Genomic DNA, 16,456 nt, shown 5'->3' on the forward strand with positions numbered 1-16,456 from the left:
CTGGCCGTGATGCTGGTCATCGACCGCTCGGGCTCGATGGCGATGGGGATGAAGGACAACGACAAGGTGAACAAGCTGGAGGCGGCCAAGGAGGCCGCTCACCTGGTCGTCGACCTCCTGGACGAGCGGAACGAGGTCGGGGTCCTGTCCTTCGACACCGAGTTCGTGTGGCACGTGCCGCTGCAGACGGCCAAGGACAAGCGGGCGGTCCACCGGGAGATCGCCGCCATCAAGGCGGGGGGCGGCACCGACGGATACCCCGCCGTGCGCGAGGCCTACAAGGCTCTGTTCGACCGCGACGCCCTGCTCAAGCACGTGATCTTCCTTTCCGACGGGCAGATGACCCGCGGCGACTTCGCCGCGCTGATCCGGCGGATGGTCAAGGACAAGATCACCGTCTCGGGCGTGGCCATCGGGTCCGACGCCGACCTCCAGCTCATGATGGACGTGTCGAAGTGGGGTCGCGGGCGGTTCTACTTCACCGAGGAGACCACCACCGTCCCGCGGATCTTCACGCTGGAGACCCAGCTCGCGTCGAAGGCCTCCCTCGTCGAGCAGCCGTTCCGGCCGATCGTGACGAACCAGTACCACGAGGCCATCCAGGACATCGACTTTTCCAAGGCTCCGCCGCTCGGCGGTTACGTGGCCACCACGATCAAGCCGACAGCCGACCAGCTCCTGATGACTCATCAAGAGGATCCGCTGATGGCCGCCTGGCGCTATGGGCTCGGGCGCTCGATCGCCTTCACGTCCGACGCCAAGGCCAAGTGGGGCATCCTCTGGCTCCGGTGGCGGGACTTCAACAAGTACTGGGCCCAGGCCGTCCGCTGGGTCCTCCGGGCCAGCTCCCGCAGCGACGTGACCGCGATCGTGGAGCGCCGCGACGGGCGGGGCCTCGTCACGGTGGAGGCGATCGATCCCAAGGGGGAGTTCATCAACTTCCTCGACACCCACGTCGGGGTGATCAACCCCGACAAGAGTCAGGCGGTGGTGGAGCTCGAGCAGGTGGCGCCCGGACGCTACCGCGGGGCGTTTCCGACTCGCGCGGAGGGGGTGTATCTGGCGGGTCTGTCGCAGCGGAGGGACCAGCAGCTGATCGGCTCCCAGATCGTGGGCACGGTGGTTCCCTATGCGCAGGAGTACCGCGAGCTCGGTCCCAACGAGGTGCTGCTCCGGGAGATCAGCGAATTGTCGGGTGGGGGGTCCGTGACCGATCCCAAGGAGTCGTTCACGCTGAACCGCCGCCGTTCGCGCGTGCCGACGGACCTGTGGCCGTGGCTCGCCGGAGCGGTGACGCTCGCCCTCGTCCCGGAGATCGCGGTGCGGCGGATCGGCCCGGCGGTCGGCCGGTGGGCTCGCCGGCTGCGGGGAAGGTCACAGGAGGTGAGCGCCGATGCTTAGCGTCGGGTTGGTGATCCCGGCATCCCGTCAGCCGCGACCGGGCCACGCCGCGCGCGCGCTCCTGATCGCGCTGGTCGGCGGCGTGGCGCTGGCGTCGGGCGCCGGCGATGCCCAGGCGGCGACCAGGCCCCGCGCCGTGCTCATCCTGCCGTTCCAGAACGTCACGCCCGGCGGCGCCGACGGTTGGCTGGGTGAGGGGATCGCCGAGACGCTCCAGCAAGCCGCCGAGACGACACCGGCCCTGCTGCCCATCGATCGCATCCGGGTGGCTCAGGCCGCCCGCGCCGCCGGCCTCGATTCCCAGAGCGGGCCGCCCGACCGAGCGGGGACCGCCACCCTGGCCCGAGCGCTGCGGGCCGAGCTCGTCTTCTACGGCGAGTACCAGCGGACGGCCGACGGCGGGATCTCGATCGTGCCGAAGCTCCTCGATACGGCCAAGGGTGGCGAAGGTCACGCGCTCGACGCCGTCGTGGCCAGCCCCGACCGGATTCTCGAAGGCCAGGCGGAGATCATTCTGACCTATGCCAAGGCGCTGAAGCTCGGCCTCAAGCCGGACGAAGCCCAAAGGCTGGTGGCGGCCGCCAAGCCGACGACCAACCTGACGGCCTTCGAGGCCTACGCGAAGGGCCGGCGCTCGTTCCTCCGCAGCGGCCAGGAAGGGTACGAGGGAGCGGCCGAGCTGTTCGCCCGGGCCATCGAGATCGACCCGACCTTCGCGCTGGCTCACTACGACCTCGGCCTCGCCCACCTGGCCCTGGGAAACCGCTGGAAGGGCGCCGCCCAGTTCCGGGCCGCGACGCAGGTCGATCCGACGATGCCCGAGCCGTTCAAGGCGCTCGGTGACCTGTTCATGCTGAGCCCGCGCCGCCTGTACGATCAGGCGATCGAGGCCTACCAGAAGGCGTTGAGCCTGAGGCCGCACTACGCCGAGGCCTATGTGGGGCTCGGCGACGCCAAGGCGGCCAAGGGGGACCACGAGGGGGCGATCGGCCACTATCAGAAGGCGCTCGCCCTGGACCCCTTGAACGCGCGGGTGCACTTCAGCCTGGGCAAGATCTATTACAACGAGAAGGGCCTCTACTACGAGGCCGTCAACGCGTACAAGAAGGCGATCGAGCTCGACCAGTACTTCCTCGACGCCCGGATGGGCCTGGGGGAGATCTACGAGGAGAAGGGGTTATACCGGGACGCGATCGCCGAGTACAAGAAGGTGATCGAGGCCGAGCCCAAGCACACCGGGGCTCATTACAACCTCGCGCTCGCCTACGAGAAGGTCGACGTGAAGGAGGCCATCACGCACTGGGAGCGGTACATCGGGCTGGCCTCTCAGATCGCCACCGAGAAGGAGTGGGTCGACGTCGCCCGCCAGCACCTCAAGAAGCTGCGGGACAAGGAGAAGAGTCAGTAGGACGCCGACCCGCCACCGAGGTGCCCAGGCGGTCAGGCGGCAGGGCCGATGCCGAGGAGCGCCGAGAGCCGGGGGCGGTCGAAGCCCACGATCACCTCATCGCCGACGACGATCACGGGCACCGCCATCTGGCCCGTGCGCCGAAGAAGGTCCTCGCGCCCTTCTATGTCGGTGGTGACGTCGATATCCGTGAACGCGACGCCCTTAGACGAAAGAAACTCTTTCGCCGCCTTGCAAGGCCTTCAGGTGGGGCTGGAGTAGATTCTCACCGCGCGGTCGGTCATTCCTGGTTCCTCCGTCAGGGCGTCTGTGGCCGTCTACTCGATTAGATGCGGCGCGGACGGATAGGGTTGCGGTGTCGGTTCCTTGACAACGGCCCGGGGGTTTCGTATGTTATCGATGTGCCTGTTTTTACAGGCACCCAAGGACGACGGAGACCAATCGACCTCGCCACGGCACGTCCCAGGGGGCCGCAATGAAGGGAGAGCTGCGAAAGGACCCGTCCACGGGCAAGTGGAGCCTGGTGCGGCGTGGAGAGGCGCGACCGTGGGAAGACAACGGGGCTCTCTGCCCCTTCTGTCCGGGGAACGAGAGCCTCACGCCCAAGGAGATCGTCGCCTATCGGCCGCCCGGGAGCGCTCCCAACGGGACCGGATGGCAAGTCCGGGTCTTCCCGGAGGGTGATCCCTACTTCAACATCGAGGAAGACCTCGTCCGCGAAGGCGTCGGCATGTTCGACCGGATCTCGACCCGGGGGGCCAGCGAGATCGTCGTCGAGGATCCCGGGCACGAGCTGACGCTCGCCAGCATGGACGAGGCTCAAGTCGAGCGGGTCCTGTGGATGTACCGGGATCGCATCCAGGACCTCAAGCGGGACAGCAAGATCCGGAACGTCGTCGTGACCCGGTTCCAGGGCAAGCCGGGAGCGAAGATCCGCCACCCGTACTCGCGGATTCTCGCGACGCCGATCATCTTCGACGACGTGCGGACCGAGCTCAACCAGGCCCGGGAGTACTACGCCTACAAGCGCCGCTGCGTCTATTGCGACACCGTGCGCGAGGAGCTGGCGAGCGGCGAGCGCCTGGTTCGCATGACCTCCCACTTCGTGGTCTTCGTCCCCTACGCGGCCCGCGTCGCCTTCGAGCTTCGGATCCTACCCCGGCGCCATGCGTGCGCCTACGAAGACATCTCCGGGGAGCAGGTTTCAGACCTGGCCCGTCTCCTCCGGGGGCTTCTGCGCATCCTCGGGAAGGCTCTCGGCGATCCCCCCTTCGAGATGGTGCTTCACACGGCACCGAACCTCCAGGTGAAGGTCCTGCAGGGCGAGTGGGACACCGTCGCCAGGGACTATCACTGGCACTTCGAAGTCCTGCCGGGCACCGAGCACCGGCGGGCCGTGGCCGGCATCGCGGTCAACGAGACGTTCCCCGAAGAGGCCGCGCGAGCCCTCCGGGAAGATTCCGCGACTCGGCCGGCCGGCTCTCCCAGCCCTAGGAGCCCGTCGGGTTAACCTGGCGCGAAGCGAACGCCAGACCGCCCACGGTCGGTGTTCCGCTTCGAGCGCCGGCTTTGCCGGCGCAACCTCCTGGGGGGAGGTTTCGGAGGGGGCCGCCGAGGCCCCTCCGGGCAGATCTCACGGATAGAAGCCGCGGAGCTGGAACGCCTCGGCTACCCGCCGGACCCCGAGCATCAGGGCCGCGGTGCGCAGGCTCACGGATTCCCGCTTCACGACCGCGGCCACCTGGTTGAAGGCGCGGATGATCAGTTCCTGCAGGCGCGTGTTGATCTCGCTCTCCCGCCAGAAGTAGTACTGGAGGCCCTGGACCCACTCGAAGTAGCTCACGACGACGCCCCCGGCGTTCGCCAGGATGTCGGGAATCACCGTCACGTGTCGGTCGGCCAGGATCTCGTCGGCTTCGGTGGTGGTCGGCCCGTTCGCACCCTCGGCGATGATCCGGCTCTTGATCCGGTCGGCGTTGTGGACCGTGATCTGGCCCCCGACCGCGGCGGGCACGAGGACCTCACAGGGGAGCTCGAGGAGCTCGGCATTGGTGATCGCCTCCGCCCCCGGGAAGCCGACCACCGAGCCCGTCTCCTTCACGTGGTTATTCAGCTCACGGATGTCCAGGCCCTTCGGGTTCAGCACCCCGCCTTTGGCGTCCGACACCGCGATCACCAGACACCCTTCGCGCCACAGAAGGCGGGCCGCGACCGACCCCACGTTGCCGAATCCCTGGATCACCACGCGGGCCCCTTTGAGGTCCATGGCGGCACCTCTCGCCGCCTGACCGAGGGCATAGACGAGCCCGCGGCCGGTCGCATCCCGGCGGCCGGCGGAGCCTCCGATGAGGAGCGGCTTGCCGGTGACCACTCCGGGGACGGTCCGCCCCTGGGTCATCGCGTAGGTGTCCATGATCCAGGCCATCGTCTGCTCGTTGGTGCCGAGGTCGGGGGCGGGGATGTCGAGGTCGGGGCCGATCAGCAGCATGACCTCGGCCGTGTACCGGCGCGTCATCCGCTCGAGCTCACGCTGCGACATGGCGCCGGGGTCGCAGGCCACGCCGCCTTTGGCGCCCCCGTAGGGAAGCCCCATGAGGGCGCACTTCCAGCTCATCAGCATGGCCAGGGCCGTGACCTCGCCCAGGCTGACTTCGGGGTGGTAACGGATGCCGCCTTTGGTGGGGCCGAGCACCGTGTTGTGGTGGACGCGGTAGCCGATGAAGACCTCGGTGTGCCCGTCGTCCATGAGCGTCGGGATACTGACCACGAGTGCCCGGCGAGGGTAGCGCAGCCGCTCGTGGATGCCGGGATCGAGGCGGATCCGCTTGGCCACGCCGTCGAGCTGGTCGAGGGTGCTACGGTATAGCGTGGACGATTCAAACTGTAGTTTACTATCCAAACCCAAGGCCTATCCTCCCGCGGGCTTGCGAGATCTGGCTTGACAGTGCCGGGGCCGTATGTCATGCTCCTTAAGGCGACCAAAACGGTCGCCGATCGGAGAGGTCGGTGTTACGATTCACGAAAAGGGCCGACTACGGGCTGATGGCGATCCATTATATCGCGTTTCATCAGCATCACGGTGTGGTGAACGCGAAGCGGATCGCCGAAGACCTGGGGATCCCCGCGGAACTCCTCGCCAAGATCCTCCAGCGCCTGTCCAAGCAGGACCTGATCCAGAGCGTGAACGGTCCCAAGGGGGGATACGTCCTTGCCCGGGAGCCCGGCCAGATCCGGGTCGGCGAGGTCCTGCGCGCCATCGAGGGGCCCCTCGGCATCGTGCATTGTTTCCAGACGAAATACGAGTGTCCGCAGCTGGCCCGGTGCAACATTCGGACCCCCGTGCGGGCGATCCAGGCGAGCATCGAGCAGCTGCTGGACACGATGACGCTCACGGAGATGAACAAATTCGGTGCCCCGGTGGCGACGCCGCTGTCCCTGGCCGGGATGCGGAACTGAGGAGAGCGAGACCATGGCAGTGAAGCTCCCGATCTTCATGGACAGCCACTCCACGACTCCGATGGACCCGCGGGTCCTGGAGGCCATGCTTCCCTACTTCACGGACAAGTACGGTCACCCGGGCAGCCGGAACCACCCCTTCGGCTGGGAGGCCGAAGGGGGCATGGAGCGGGCGCGGGAGCAGGTCGCCAAGCTCATCGGGGCCCGCGACCCGAAAGAGATCGTCTTCACCTCCGGCGGGACCGAGTCGGACAACCTGGCCCTCAAGGGCATCGTCGAGATGTATCGCGAGAAGGGCGATCACATCGTCACCACGGTGATCGAGCATCGGGCGATCCTCGACACCTGTCGGCGCCTGGAGAAGCATGGCGTCAAGGTGACCTACGTGGGGGTCGGCTCGGATGGACTCGTCGACGTGGAGGCCATCCGGAAGGCTCTCACGGACAAGACCATCCTGATCTCGGTGATGTTCGCCAACAACGAGATCGGGACGATCCAGCCCGTGGCCGAGATCGGCAAGCTCGCGAAGGAAAAGGGCGTCCTCTTCCACACGGATGCGACCCAGGCCGTGGGGAAGGTGCCCGTCGACATCGACAGGATGGGGATCGACCTGCTCACCTGCTCGGCCCACAAGATGTATGGGCCCAAGGGCATCGGCGCCCTCTACGTCCGCCGCAAGGCTCCACGGGTGCGCATCGCGCCCATGATCGAGGGCGGCGGTCACGAGCGAGGTACCCGGTCGGGAACGGTGCCGGTGCCGCTGGCGGTCGGCTTCGGCCAGGCGGCCGAGATCTGCCGAGAGATCATGGCCGAGGAGACTACCCGGCTGGCCAAGCTCCGGGACAGGCTCCAGGACAAGATCCTCTCGACCGTCGACGAGACGTACCTGAACGGGCACCCGGAGCGGCGCCTGCCGCACAATCTGAACATCTCCTTCGCCTACGTCGAAGGGGAGTCGGTGCTGATGGGCCTGAACAAGGAGGTGGCGCTCTCGTCGGGGTCGGCCTGCACGTCGGCTACCCTGGAGCCCTCCTACGTGATCGCGGCCTTGGGAGTCGGCGCCGATCTTGCCCACTCGTCGATCCGGTTCGGCCTCCATCGGTTCACGACCGAGGAGGAGGTGGACTACGTCGCCAACCGGACGATCGAAGTGGTGACGCGGCTCCGCGAGATGTCGCCGCTCTACGAGTTGGCGAAAGAAGGGGTCGACATCAAGTCCATCCAGTGGAAGGCTGAGTAAAGGGGGACGCGCGCATGGCGTACAGCGAGAAGGTCATCGACCACTACAACAACCCGCGGAACGTCGGCTCCTTCGCCAAGGATCTGCCGGGCATCGGGACGGGGCTCGTGGGCGCGCCGGAGTGCGGCGACGTGATGAAGCTCCAGATCAAGGTGAACCTGGACACCGGCGTCATCGAGGACGCCAAGTTCAAGACGTTCGGCTGTGGCTCGGCGATCGCGAGCTCGAGCCTGGCCACCGAGTGGCTCAAGGGGAAGAGCGTCGACGACGCGCTCAGGATCAAGAACACCGACATCGTGAACGAGCTGAAGCTGCCGCCGGTCAAGATCCACTGCTCGGTCCTGGCCGAGGACGCCATCAAGGCGGCCATCCAGGACTTCCAGGAGAAGTGGGCCCAGAAGCAGGCGGAGACGGCGGCGCGGGCCTGAACACCGAGGAGCTGGTATGGCTGTTTCGCTGAGTCCGGTGGCGCTCAAGCGGGTGAAGGAACTGATGGAGAGTCAGGGGCTGCAGAGCGCCTTCCTGCGCATGGGAGTGAAAGGGGGGGGCTGCTCGGGACTCTCCTACAACCTCGAGTTCGACACCGAGCTGGGGAAATTCGACAAGCAGTTCGACGTCGACGGCATCAAGGTCGTGGTGGATGCCAAGAGCTACCTTTACCTGAACGGCTCGACGCTCGACTGGGTGAACCAGGGGCTGGCGGGCGGTTTCACGTTCGTCAACCCCAATGCCAAGTCGAGTTGCGGCTGCGGAACCTCCTTCACGACCTGAGCCGGACGGTCGATGGGCGTGTGACTCGCTCCGGGGTCGCTCTCGATGCACCACCGGGCCTCGAGCGAGGCCCGGTCTGGTTTCGAGGAAGTGGTCGGGTTGGTCCCTGGGAGACAGAGGGAAGCAGTGGTGACGGGAACCGTGAAGTGCTGGAGCTGCGGCGCCGAGGCGCCGGGCGGTGAGCTCTGCCCGGAGTGCGGACGCCTCCAGCCGTTCCCGGCCGGCACCGACCACTGGGCCGTCCTGGGACTCGAGCGCCGGCTCGGCCTGGATCGGGGCGACCTGGAGCGGCGGTTCCACGAGTTGAACCGGCGCTTCCACCCGGACTACTTCCGGCTGCGCTCCCCCGAAGAGCAGGCCATCAGCCTGGAGGACTCGGCCGCGGTCAATACGGCCTACCGCGCCCTGCGGGAGCCTCTCGCGCGGGTCGAGTACCTGCTCGAGCGTGAGGGGCTGGGGCTGGGGGGGGCCGGCCAGGGGCAGCCGCCGGCGGACCTCTTCGAGGAGATCATGGAAGTGCAGGAGGCCCGGCAAGAGCTCGCCACCGCGGGTCCGGACCAGGCTCCGGCGTTGCGGGCCCGGCTGGAGGCGGCGCGGACGGAGCTCGACGGGCGCCGGTTCCGGACGGAGACGCGGCTGACCGATCTGTTCCCGCGCTGGGACGCGGCACCGGAAGCGGAGCGGCGGCCTATGCTCATGGCAATGCGCGACCAGCTGGCGACGCGGGCCTATCTGAAGACGGTCCTGCGCGATCTGAACGCCGCCCTCGACAGGACGGAGTGAGAGCCGGTGAGGGAATTTATGCGGGACGTGATCGTGCGGGGACGACGAGACGCAGCAGTCTGCTGGAGGGGGTTGGGGGGGAGCGGCAGCGGGCGCTCCCGCCCCAAGCTGAACTGATGGCGGAGCTGGACATCAAATCGGCCTCTCGCGGCAAGCCGCGCGAGATGCCTCGAGAGCTGGTGGTCGGAATCGACCTGGGGACGACCAACAGCCTCGTCGCGTACATGGACGATGGCGTCCCTCGGGTCATCCCGGACGAAGAGGGGCGGCCGCTCCTGCCGTCGGTCGTCGCCTTCAATCCGGACGGGGCGGTGGTGGGCGAGCCGGCGAAACGGCAGCTCATCCGGAACGCCGAGCGCGCCGTCTACTCCGTCAAGCGCTTCATGGGGAAGGGGTACGAGGACGTCAAGGAAGAGCTGCGATACTTTCCCTTCCACGTGACGCCGAGCCAGGAAGTGGTGCGCATCCGCGTCGCCGACCGCGACCTGACACCGCCGGAGATCTCGGCTCTCGTCCTGAAGGAGCTCCGGCGGCGCGCCGAGCGGCATTTCAGCCGGTCGGTGGACAAGGCGGTCATCACCGTGCCCGCCTACTTCAACGACAGCCAGCGTCAGGCGACCAGGGATGCCGGCCGGATCGCCGGCCTCGACGTGCTCCGGATCGTCAACGAGCCCACCGCCGCCTGCCTCGCCTACGGGCTTCAGAAGAAGAGCGAAGGGATCATCGCCGTGTACGACCTCGGGGGGGGGACCTTCGACATCTCCATCCTCAAGGTCAAGGCGGGGATCTTCGAGGTCCTGTCGACGAACGGGGACACGCACCTGGGGGGTGACGACCTCGACCGGGCGCTGGTGGACGTCATCCTGGCCGAGATCCGGGAACGACACGGCCTGGACGTTGGCGGAGACGCCGAAGCGATGCAGGAGATCCGGCTGGGGGCTGAAGCGGCGCGGGTCCGCCTGTCGAGCGCCGAGCGGACCGTCCTGACGCTTCCCATGCCGCAACACGGGTTCGTCTACCGACGGGAGCTCGGGCGGCCCGAGCTCGAGCGCCTGATCGAGCCCATCGTCGAGCGGACACTGAGACCCTGCCGCCTGGTCGTGGCCGATGCCGGGGTCAGCACCGCGCAGATCGACGAGGTGGTGCTGGTGGGCGGCGCGACCCGCACGCCCCTCGTTCGTCGGCGGGTGGAGGAGCTGTTCGGCAAGCGCCCGCATTCGGAGCTGAATCCGGACGAAGTGGTGGCCCTCGGCGCCGCGGTCCAGGCCGACATCCTGGCCGGCGGCACCACGAACCTGCTGCTGCTCGACGTCACGCCGCTGTCGCTGGGCATCGAGACGCTGGGCGGGGCCGTGGGCGTCTTGATCCCGCGGAACACGACCATCCCGACCTCCGCCAAGGAGGGCTTCACCACCTCGGTGGACGGCCAGTCGGTCGTCGACATGCACGTTGTTCAGGGCGAGCGTGACCTGGCGACGGATAATCGGAGCCTGGCCCGCTTCGAGCTGCGGGGGATCCCACCGATGCCGGCCGGCATCCCGCGGATCGAGGTCACCTTCCTGATCGACGCCAACGGAATCCTGAACGTGGCGGCCAAGGAGCTGCGGAGCGGGACCCAGGCCTCGGTGGAGGTGCGGCCGACCTACGGCCTCACCGAGACCGAGGTCGAGCGGATGATCGACGAGTCGCTCCAGTTCGCCGAGGAGGACGTCCGGGCTCGAATGCTGATCGACGCCCGCAACGAAGCCGACACGGTCCTGCGGGCGACCGAGAAGGCCCTGGTCCAGGGAAGCGGCCTGGTGTCGGCCGAGGAAGCGGACCGGATCCAGGCCGCCACCGCCGAGCTGCGCGCGGTCCGGGACGGCGAGGATATCGACGGCATCCGGGCGGCCACTGACCGACTCAACCACGAAACCCACCGCCTGGCGGAGCTCCTGATGGACTCGGCGCTGCGCGAGGCCCTGCGGAACCGCCGGGTGACGGAAGCACTCGAGAAGAAGTGATGGCCAAGTACAAGGTGACCTTCTTGCCGCAGAACGTGACGGTGGAGGCCGACGACAAGGACTTCCCCTACGGAGACCACGGGAAGGCGGGATCGCTCCTCGACATCGCGCTCCATCACGACATCCGGCTGGAGCACAACTGTGGTGGGAACTGCGCCTGCACGACATGCCACGTGGTCGTCAAGGAGGGAGAGGAAAACCTTTCCCCGATGGAGTCGGACGAGGAAGATCGGCTCGACACCGCCCAGGGGCTGACCCTCCATTCGCGTCTGGGCTGCCAGGCGATCGTGCAGGGCGACGTCGTCGTGGAGATCGTGGATTAGCCGACGAAGAGAGGCGGCCTCACATGGGACTCAAGTGGAGTGACGCCGAGGACATCGGGATTCAGCTGGCGGGGAAGTTCCCGGACACCGACCCGCTGACCGTTCGGTTCACGGAGCTCCACAAGTGGGTGACCGAGCTCGCCGACTTCGAGGACGATCCCAAGGCCTCTTCGGAGGGGAAGCTCGAGGCCATTCAGATGGCGTGGCTCGACGAATACCGCGCCAGCCGTGAGTGACCCGATGCGGCGCCGGGCCCAGGACCGGAGCTACCAGGTGACGACTGTATCCGCCGCGAATATCAGATCGAGGAGGCCGGCGTGGTTGATCGCCGGGTAGGGGGACTCGCCGTGTCCGGCCTCGCCGTCGTCCAGCCGGAAGACCTGGCCCGGGAGCGGCGCCGCCAGCCGGGCGGCCTTCTGCAGCAGGACCACCGAGAGCGTGAGACCGGGGTCGTGGGCCTGCTGGGCGACGACGTCGAGCGCTGTCTGGTTGGCCGGGTCCTTGATGAGGTGCAGGACGTGCGGCATGGCTCAGAACACCAGGACCCGATCGCTCTTCGCCACGAGGCCCGCGAGGTCTTCGCGCGAGATCGGGATCATCGTCGGCCCGTCGGCGTTCCAGTTGTCGTCGTCCGGGATGACGGCCCGCTCGACGTGGAACGTCTGCCCGAGCTTCTTGAGGGTCGCGATGTGCTTGAGGGTGTCTTCCCCGTCCACGTAGTCCTCGACCTCCGCGCTGAAGACCTTGGCCGCCGGACCGAGGAGCGCGATGGTGACGTCGTTCTCGCCGGCGATGATGCCGAGGGCGATGCGGATGGCCTCGTTGGTCCGGTGAGACGTCTCGGGGTCGCCCGAGACGATGACGAGGACGTGCTCGGCCGCCACGGGCTAGTTCAGGGCCACGAAGCGCTCGCACCCGTTGATCAGATCGGTGAGGACCACCAGGCCGCAGTAGGTGGCCTTCTCGGTGATCGGCAGCCGCCGGCGCTGGCAGCCATATGCGCAGACGAAGAGCTTGGCGCCGTGCCGGCCCAACTCGAGGATGCGGTCGTCGTCGATGTTGCGGACGCCGTCGTCGATCATGTAGAGGTACACGTCCGCCCCCCGCGACAACGCCTCCCGGCTCAGCCCCAGGCAGGTTTCCAGGTTCGGGTGGTCGGGCGGCGTCGAGAGAAGGATGCCGAGCTTGCGCCCCTTGAGGTCGGATGTGGCGTGGAGAGAGCTCACCGATACGTCTCCTCGATGCTCCAGCCCACGCTAACATCCGGTGCCACTCGTGTCAACGCGCGCCGCCCCGAAGAGGGCGCGAACCCGACGAGGTGAAGGTGACTATGCGTCGCGTCTACCTGGATCACAACGCCTCCACGCCGGTGCATCCCGAGGTCCTCCAGGCCATGCTGCCCTACTTCGGGGAGCTCTATGGCAATCCTTCGAGCATCCACGGCTTTGGTCGCGAGGCCCGCGATGCCGTCGAGCTGGCGCGCGAAGAAATCGCGGGATTCCTGGGGGTCGCCAAGGAGGAATTCGTCTTCACCTCCGGCGGCACCGAGTCGGACAACCTGGCGATCAAAGGGGTGGCCTACGCCCGGGGGGCCGGTCACGTCATCAGCTCGCCGGTCGAGCACCACGCCGTGCTTCGGACGTGCCAGACGCTGGAGCGGCAAGGCTACGCGGTGACGTACGTCCCGGTCGACGGCCAGGGCCGGGTCGACCCCGACGACGTGCGGCGCGCGGTTCGGCCGGACACGGTCCTGATCACCATCATGTATGCGAACAGCGAGGTCGGCACCATCATGCCGATCGCCGAGATCGGCCGGATCGCCGCCGAGCACGGGATCCCGTTCCACGTCGACGGGGTCCAGGCCTTCGGGAAGATCCCGTTCTCGGTGCGCGACTGTGGCATCAGCCTGCTGTCGTGCTCGTCGCACAAGATCTATGGTCCCAAGGGGCTGGGCGGGCTGTACATCCGGAAGGGTACCAAGATGGTTTCGATCCAGCACGGCGGGGACCACGAGCGCCGGCGGCGCGCCGGCACCGAGAACGTGCCGGCCATCGTCGGGTTTGCCAGGGCTGTCGCCCTCCGGGCCCGTGACATGCAGGAGGAGGCCCTACGCGTGAGGCGGCTCCGGGACCGCCTGTGGGAGGGCGTGGAGGCGAAGGCCCCCGATGTCCGGCTCAATGGGCACCCGGTGCATCGCTTGCCCGGGACGGTCAACATGAGCTTCCGCGGGATCGAGGCGGAATCGCTCATCCTGGCCCTGGACCTCAAGGGCATCGGCGCCTCGGCCGGCTCGGCCTGTACCTCGGGAAGCCTGGAGCCCTCCTACGTCCTGACCGCCATGGGGGTGCCGCCCGAGTGGGCGCTCGGTGCCCTGCGCTGCTCGCTCGGGCGAAGCACGAGTGAGGAGGACATCGACTACGTGCTGGAGGTCCTGCCGGCGGCCGCCGACCGACTCCGCGCGCTGTCGCCGGCCACGGTGGCCTGACCGGACCGATGAGGTACAGCGACGCGCTCATCGACCACTTCCGGGCGCCGCGGAACGTCGGCATGATGCGCAGCCCGGACGGTGTCGGCGAGAGCCAGGATCCGACTTGCGGAGACCTCGCCCGGTTCTACTTGCGGGTCACCGACGGGCGGGTGGTCGAGGCCCGCTTCCAGACGTACGGCTGTGGGCCGTCCATCGCGGCATCGAGCCTGGTCACCGAGCTCGTCCGCGATCGCCCGGTCGAGGACCTCGGGGAGCTCACGCCCGGCGCCGTCGAGCGGGCGCTGGGGGGGTTGCCGGCCGATCGCCGCCACGCGGCGACGCTGGTGATCGAGGCGCTCCGCGCCGCTGCCGCCCACTATCGCCAGACGTATACGCCGGAGGTGAGTCGTGTTTGACGCCATCCGCCGCGATGTCCAAGCCGCCCTCGAGCGCGACCCGGCCGCCCGGAGCCGGCTCGAGGTAGTCCTCTGTTACCCCGGAGTCCACGCACTGGCCTTCCACCGGCTCGCCCATCGGCTCTGGAACGCCGGGTGGGTGGTCAGCGCGCGCTTCGTCTCTCACCTGGCTCGGTTCGTGACCGGCATCGAGGTCCACCCGGCCGCCCGGCTCGGGCCGGGGGTCTTCATCGACCACGGGATGGGCGTGGTCATCGGTGAGACCGCCGAGGTCGGCGAGAACGTCACGCTGTACCAGGGCGTCACGCTCGGTGGCACGAGCCTCAAGCGCGAGAAGCGCCATCCGACGCTCGAGCGGAACGTGGTGGTCGGGGCGGGGTCGGCGATCCTGGGGGCGATCACGATCGGCGAGGGGACGCGGGTCGGGGGCGGCTCGGTCGTCGTCAAGGACGTTCCGCCGAACTCGGTCGTGGTCGGGGTGCCGGGCAAGGTGATCTTTCGCGACGGCCGGCGAGTGACGGAGGTCTTCGACCTCGAGCATACCGACTTGCCGGACCCGCTGGCGAAGGCCATCGAACAGATGCTGGACCGGTTCCAGACGATGGAGGGCGAAATCGCCGCGTTGCGGAGGCTCGTCAGCGAGGCGGTGCCGACGCCGGACCGACAGGCGTGAGTCCCGGGGAGGGGATCGTGACCTTCAACGACGCGATGACCGTGAAGGAAGCATCGGCGTACCTCGCCCTCGACGAGGCCGCGCTGGCACGGATGGCGGAGGACCGACAGATCCCGGCCGTGAAGGTCGAGAACCAGTGGGTCTTTTCGCGGAAGTCGCTCCAAAAGTGGCAGCGGCTCCAGGCCCGTCGCAACACGCGCCCCTGAGATTGACAGCTCGCCGGCATTCCCCCTAGAATCCGGCCCAATCGGTCTCCATGTCCGTCTGATGGTACCCGTGGCCCGGATAACCCTGGAATGGGCACCCTAGCGAGGAGGTTGACGATGCGACTCCTGAGGCTCGGTACCCTGCTGGTCGTCCTCCTCGCCGCCGTCACATCGGTATCGGCGCAGGCGAAGGCTCCCGGCGTCACCGACACCGAGATCGTCATCGGGCTCACGACGCCGCTGTCGGGACCGGCGGCAGCCTGGGGCAACACCGCGGTGGCCATGGAAGCGTGGGCCAAGTACGTCAACGATCAGGGTGGCATCCACGGCCGGAAGATCAAGACCGTCCTCAAGGACGACGGCTATGTGCCCGGCCGGGCCGTCGCCAACCTGACCGAGATGAAGGACAGCGTCTTTGCCGTGGTGGGGCTCCTGGGCTCGGCCATCCTGAACGCGTCCAAGGATCTCGTCGCCGAGGCGAAGATCCCGATCGTCAACCCGTACGGCAACCCGGCGATCTGGGAGAAGCAGGCCCGCGAGAAGCTGCGCTACGTCTTCGTGAATTACCCCGACTACATCGACGAAGGCGAATTCCTGGTTGGTCAGGCCGTGACCAAGCTGGGGGCCCAGAAGGTCGCCGTCTTCTTCCAGAACGACGACTACGGGAAGGGCGGGCTGGACGGCGTCAAGAAGGGATTGCGTGGCCTCGCCGGGAAGGGGTCGCTGGCCGCCGAGGTGGCCTACGAGCTGGCTGATCGCGAGATGGGGACTCACGCCCTGAAGCTCAAGGACTCCGGGGCCGACACCGTGATCTTCTACTCGACGATCACCCATGGCGCCAACGTGATCAAGGAAATGGCCAAGGTCGGGTATCGCCCCCGGCTGGTGGCCTCGTTCCCTCTGGGGGACCACCACATCATGTTTCGCCTGCTGGGCGACCTGTGGGACGGCGCCCATGTCAACGTGCTGGGGACGATCGTGGGCGAACCCGACGGCGACCGGATCGCGGACATCCTGGTCAAGTACGAGCCCAAGCTGAAGGGCAAGGAGAGCACGGCGCTGGCGGGAGCGGCTCCGATGATCCTGGCGGTCGAAGGCCTCAAGCGCGCCGGCCGGAACCTCACCCGGGAGGCGTTCGTCGAGGCCATGGAGACGCTCAAGGACTATGTCCCCGAGAAGCTCACCGCGCCGATCACGTTCGGCCCCAACCGCCGCCACGGCGCCAATGCGGTGCGCTTCATGCGGGCCGAGAAGGGCAACCTGGTGCCGCTCCAGAGTGGGTATCAGCTCTTTCCGCCCCACTTCTAGC

20 protein-coding genes and 1 pseudogene are annotated in these 16,456 nt (G+C 67.7%); 16 read left to right on the forward strand and 5 right to left on the reverse strand.

Annotated features, from left to right (window positions below):
- Positions 1 to 1,401, forward strand: a 1,401-nt coding sequence (locus VGW35_17675) for a VWA domain-containing protein (GenBank protein HEV8309494.1), incomplete at its 5' end; no start/stop codon positions are given.
- Entirely contained in the window at positions 1,394 to 2,809 is a 1,416-nt protein-coding gene (locus VGW35_17680; GenBank protein ID HEV8309495.1) for a tetratricopeptide repeat protein, read from the forward strand. The genes VGW35_17675 and VGW35_17680, both read left to right, overlap by 8 nt.
- Positions 2,810 to 2,841: 32 nt before the next feature.
- Here VGW35_17680 and VGW35_17685 read toward each other — a convergent pair.
- Positions 2,842 to 3,036, reverse strand: a pseudogene (locus VGW35_17685) (glutaredoxin domain-containing protein).
- 248 nt (positions 3,037 to 3,284) lie between these two features.
- Here VGW35_17685 and VGW35_17690 point away from each other — a divergent pair.
- A complete protein-coding gene (locus VGW35_17690; GenBank protein HEV8309496.1) occupies positions 3,285 to 4,319 on the forward strand; it encodes a galactose-1-phosphate uridylyltransferase in 1,035 nt (344 codons plus the stop codon).
- Between the two features lie 123 nt (positions 4,320 to 4,442).
- On the opposite strand, the gene VGW35_17695 is transcribed toward VGW35_17690, so the two are convergent.
- A complete protein-coding gene (locus VGW35_17695) occupies positions 4,443 to 5,642 on the reverse strand; it encodes a Glu/Leu/Phe/Val dehydrogenase (protein HEV8309497.1) in 1,200 nt (399 codons plus the stop codon).
- 173 nt (positions 5,643 to 5,815) lie between these two features.
- Here VGW35_17695 and VGW35_17700 point away from each other — a divergent pair, with 173 nt between their 5' ends.
- The 8 genes from VGW35_17700 (at position 5,816) to iscX (ending at position 11,621) form a co-directional block, all read left to right on the forward strand.
- Complete coding sequence (locus tag VGW35_17700; protein ID HEV8309498.1) at positions 5,816 to 6,265, forward strand: Rrf2 family transcriptional regulator; 450 nt, start codon at positions 5,816 to 5,818, stop codon at positions 6,263 to 6,265.
- Between the two features lie 13 nt (positions 6,266 to 6,278).
- On the forward strand, positions 6,279 to 7,505 hold the full coding sequence (locus tag VGW35_17705; GenBank protein ID HEV8309499.1) for an IscS subfamily cysteine desulfurase: 1,227 nt from the start codon (positions 6,279 to 6,281) through the stop codon (positions 7,503 to 7,505).
- Positions 7,506 to 7,519: 14 nt separating this feature from the next.
- Complete coding sequence (gene iscU, locus VGW35_17710; GenBank protein ID HEV8309500.1) at positions 7,520 to 7,933, forward strand: Fe-S cluster assembly scaffold IscU; 414 nt, start codon at positions 7,520 to 7,522, stop codon at positions 7,931 to 7,933.
- 16 nt (positions 7,934 to 7,949) lie between these two features.
- Positions 7,950 to 8,276: an iron-sulfur cluster assembly accessory protein gene (locus tag VGW35_17715; protein ID HEV8309501.1), complete on the forward strand. Its 327-nt coding sequence runs from the start codon at positions 7,950 to 7,952 to the stop codon at positions 8,274 to 8,276.
- Positions 8,277 to 8,405: 129 nt separating this feature from the next.
- Complete coding sequence (locus tag VGW35_17720) at positions 8,406 to 9,059, forward strand: hypothetical protein (protein HEV8309502.1); 654 nt, start codon at positions 8,406 to 8,408, stop codon at positions 9,057 to 9,059.
- Between the two features lie 116 nt (positions 9,060 to 9,175).
- Positions 9,176 to 11,062 carry a Fe-S protein assembly chaperone HscA gene (gene hscA, locus VGW35_17725; protein HEV8309503.1) on the forward strand — a complete coding sequence of 629 codons (1,887 nt, stop codon included), beginning with the start codon at positions 9,176 to 9,178 and terminating at the stop codon, positions 11,060 to 11,062.
- Positions 11,062 to 11,385, forward strand: a complete 324-nt coding sequence (locus tag VGW35_17730) for a 2Fe-2S iron-sulfur cluster-binding protein (GenBank protein HEV8309504.1) — start codon at positions 11,062 to 11,064, stop codon at positions 11,383 to 11,385. Before hscA ends, VGW35_17730 begins: the two co-directional genes overlap by 1 nt.
- Positions 11,386 to 11,408: 23 nt before the next feature.
- The gene (gene iscX / locus VGW35_17735; GenBank protein ID HEV8309505.1) at positions 11,409 to 11,621 is read left to right on the forward strand and encodes a Fe-S cluster assembly protein IscX; all 213 of its coding nucleotides are present in this window, start codon (positions 11,409 to 11,411) and stop codon (positions 11,619 to 11,621) included.
- Between the two features lie 30 nt (positions 11,622 to 11,651).
- On the opposite strand, the gene VGW35_17740 is transcribed toward iscX, so the two are convergent.
- The 3 genes from VGW35_17740 to VGW35_17750 are packed head-to-tail and all read right to left on the reverse strand — an operon-like array spanning position 11,652 to position 12,611.
- Positions 11,652 to 11,912, reverse strand: coding sequence for a hypothetical protein (locus VGW35_17740; GenBank protein HEV8309506.1), 261 nt, complete (start codon positions 11,910 to 11,912; stop codon positions 11,652 to 11,654).
- Positions 11,913 to 11,915: 3 nt separating this feature from the next.
- On the reverse strand, positions 11,916 to 12,269 hold the full coding sequence (locus VGW35_17745; protein ID HEV8309507.1) for a DsrE family protein: 354 nt from the start codon (positions 12,267 to 12,269) through the stop codon (positions 11,916 to 11,918).
- 3 nt (positions 12,270 to 12,272) lie between these two features.
- Positions 12,273 to 12,611 carry a DsrE family protein gene (locus tag VGW35_17750; GenBank protein ID HEV8309508.1) on the reverse strand — a complete coding sequence of 113 codons (339 nt, stop codon included), beginning with the start codon at positions 12,609 to 12,611 and terminating at the stop codon, positions 12,273 to 12,275.
- A 104-nt stretch (positions 12,612 to 12,715) separates the two neighbouring features.
- Between VGW35_17750 and VGW35_17755 the strand changes: the two genes are divergently transcribed.
- The 5 genes from VGW35_17755 to VGW35_17775 all read left to right on the forward strand — a co-directional run bounded on the left by VGW35_17755 (position 12,716) and on the right by VGW35_17775 (position 16,455).
- Positions 12,716 to 13,870: a cysteine desulfurase family protein gene (locus tag VGW35_17755; GenBank protein HEV8309509.1), complete on the forward strand. Its 1,155-nt coding sequence runs from the start codon at positions 12,716 to 12,718 to the stop codon at positions 13,868 to 13,870.
- A gap of 8 nt (positions 13,871 to 13,878) precedes the next feature.
- Positions 13,879 to 14,268, forward strand: coding sequence for an iron-sulfur cluster assembly scaffold protein (locus tag VGW35_17760; GenBank protein ID HEV8309510.1), 390 nt, complete (start codon positions 13,879 to 13,881; stop codon positions 14,266 to 14,268).
- Entirely contained in the window at positions 14,261 to 14,941 is a 681-nt protein-coding gene (gene cysE / locus VGW35_17765) for a serine O-acetyltransferase (GenBank protein HEV8309511.1), read from the forward strand. The genes VGW35_17760 and cysE overlap by 8 nt, the downstream gene beginning before the upstream one ends.
- A gap of 17 nt (positions 14,942 to 14,958) precedes the next feature.
- Positions 14,959 to 15,147: a helix-turn-helix domain-containing protein gene (locus VGW35_17770; protein ID HEV8309512.1), complete on the forward strand. Its 189-nt coding sequence runs from the start codon at positions 14,959 to 14,961 to the stop codon at positions 15,145 to 15,147.
- Between the two features lie 117 nt (positions 15,148 to 15,264).
- The gene (locus tag VGW35_17775; GenBank protein ID HEV8309513.1) at positions 15,265 to 16,455 is read left to right on the forward strand and encodes an ABC transporter substrate-binding protein; all 1,191 of its coding nucleotides are present in this window, start codon (positions 15,265 to 15,267) and stop codon (positions 16,453 to 16,455) included.
- The last annotated feature ends 1 nt before the right edge of the window (position 16,456 follow it).

It is taken from the genome of Candidatus Methylomirabilota bacterium, assembly GCA_036005065.1.
Taxonomy (GTDB): Bacteria; Methylomirabilota; Methylomirabilia; order Rokubacteriales; family DASRDR01; genus DASYQW01.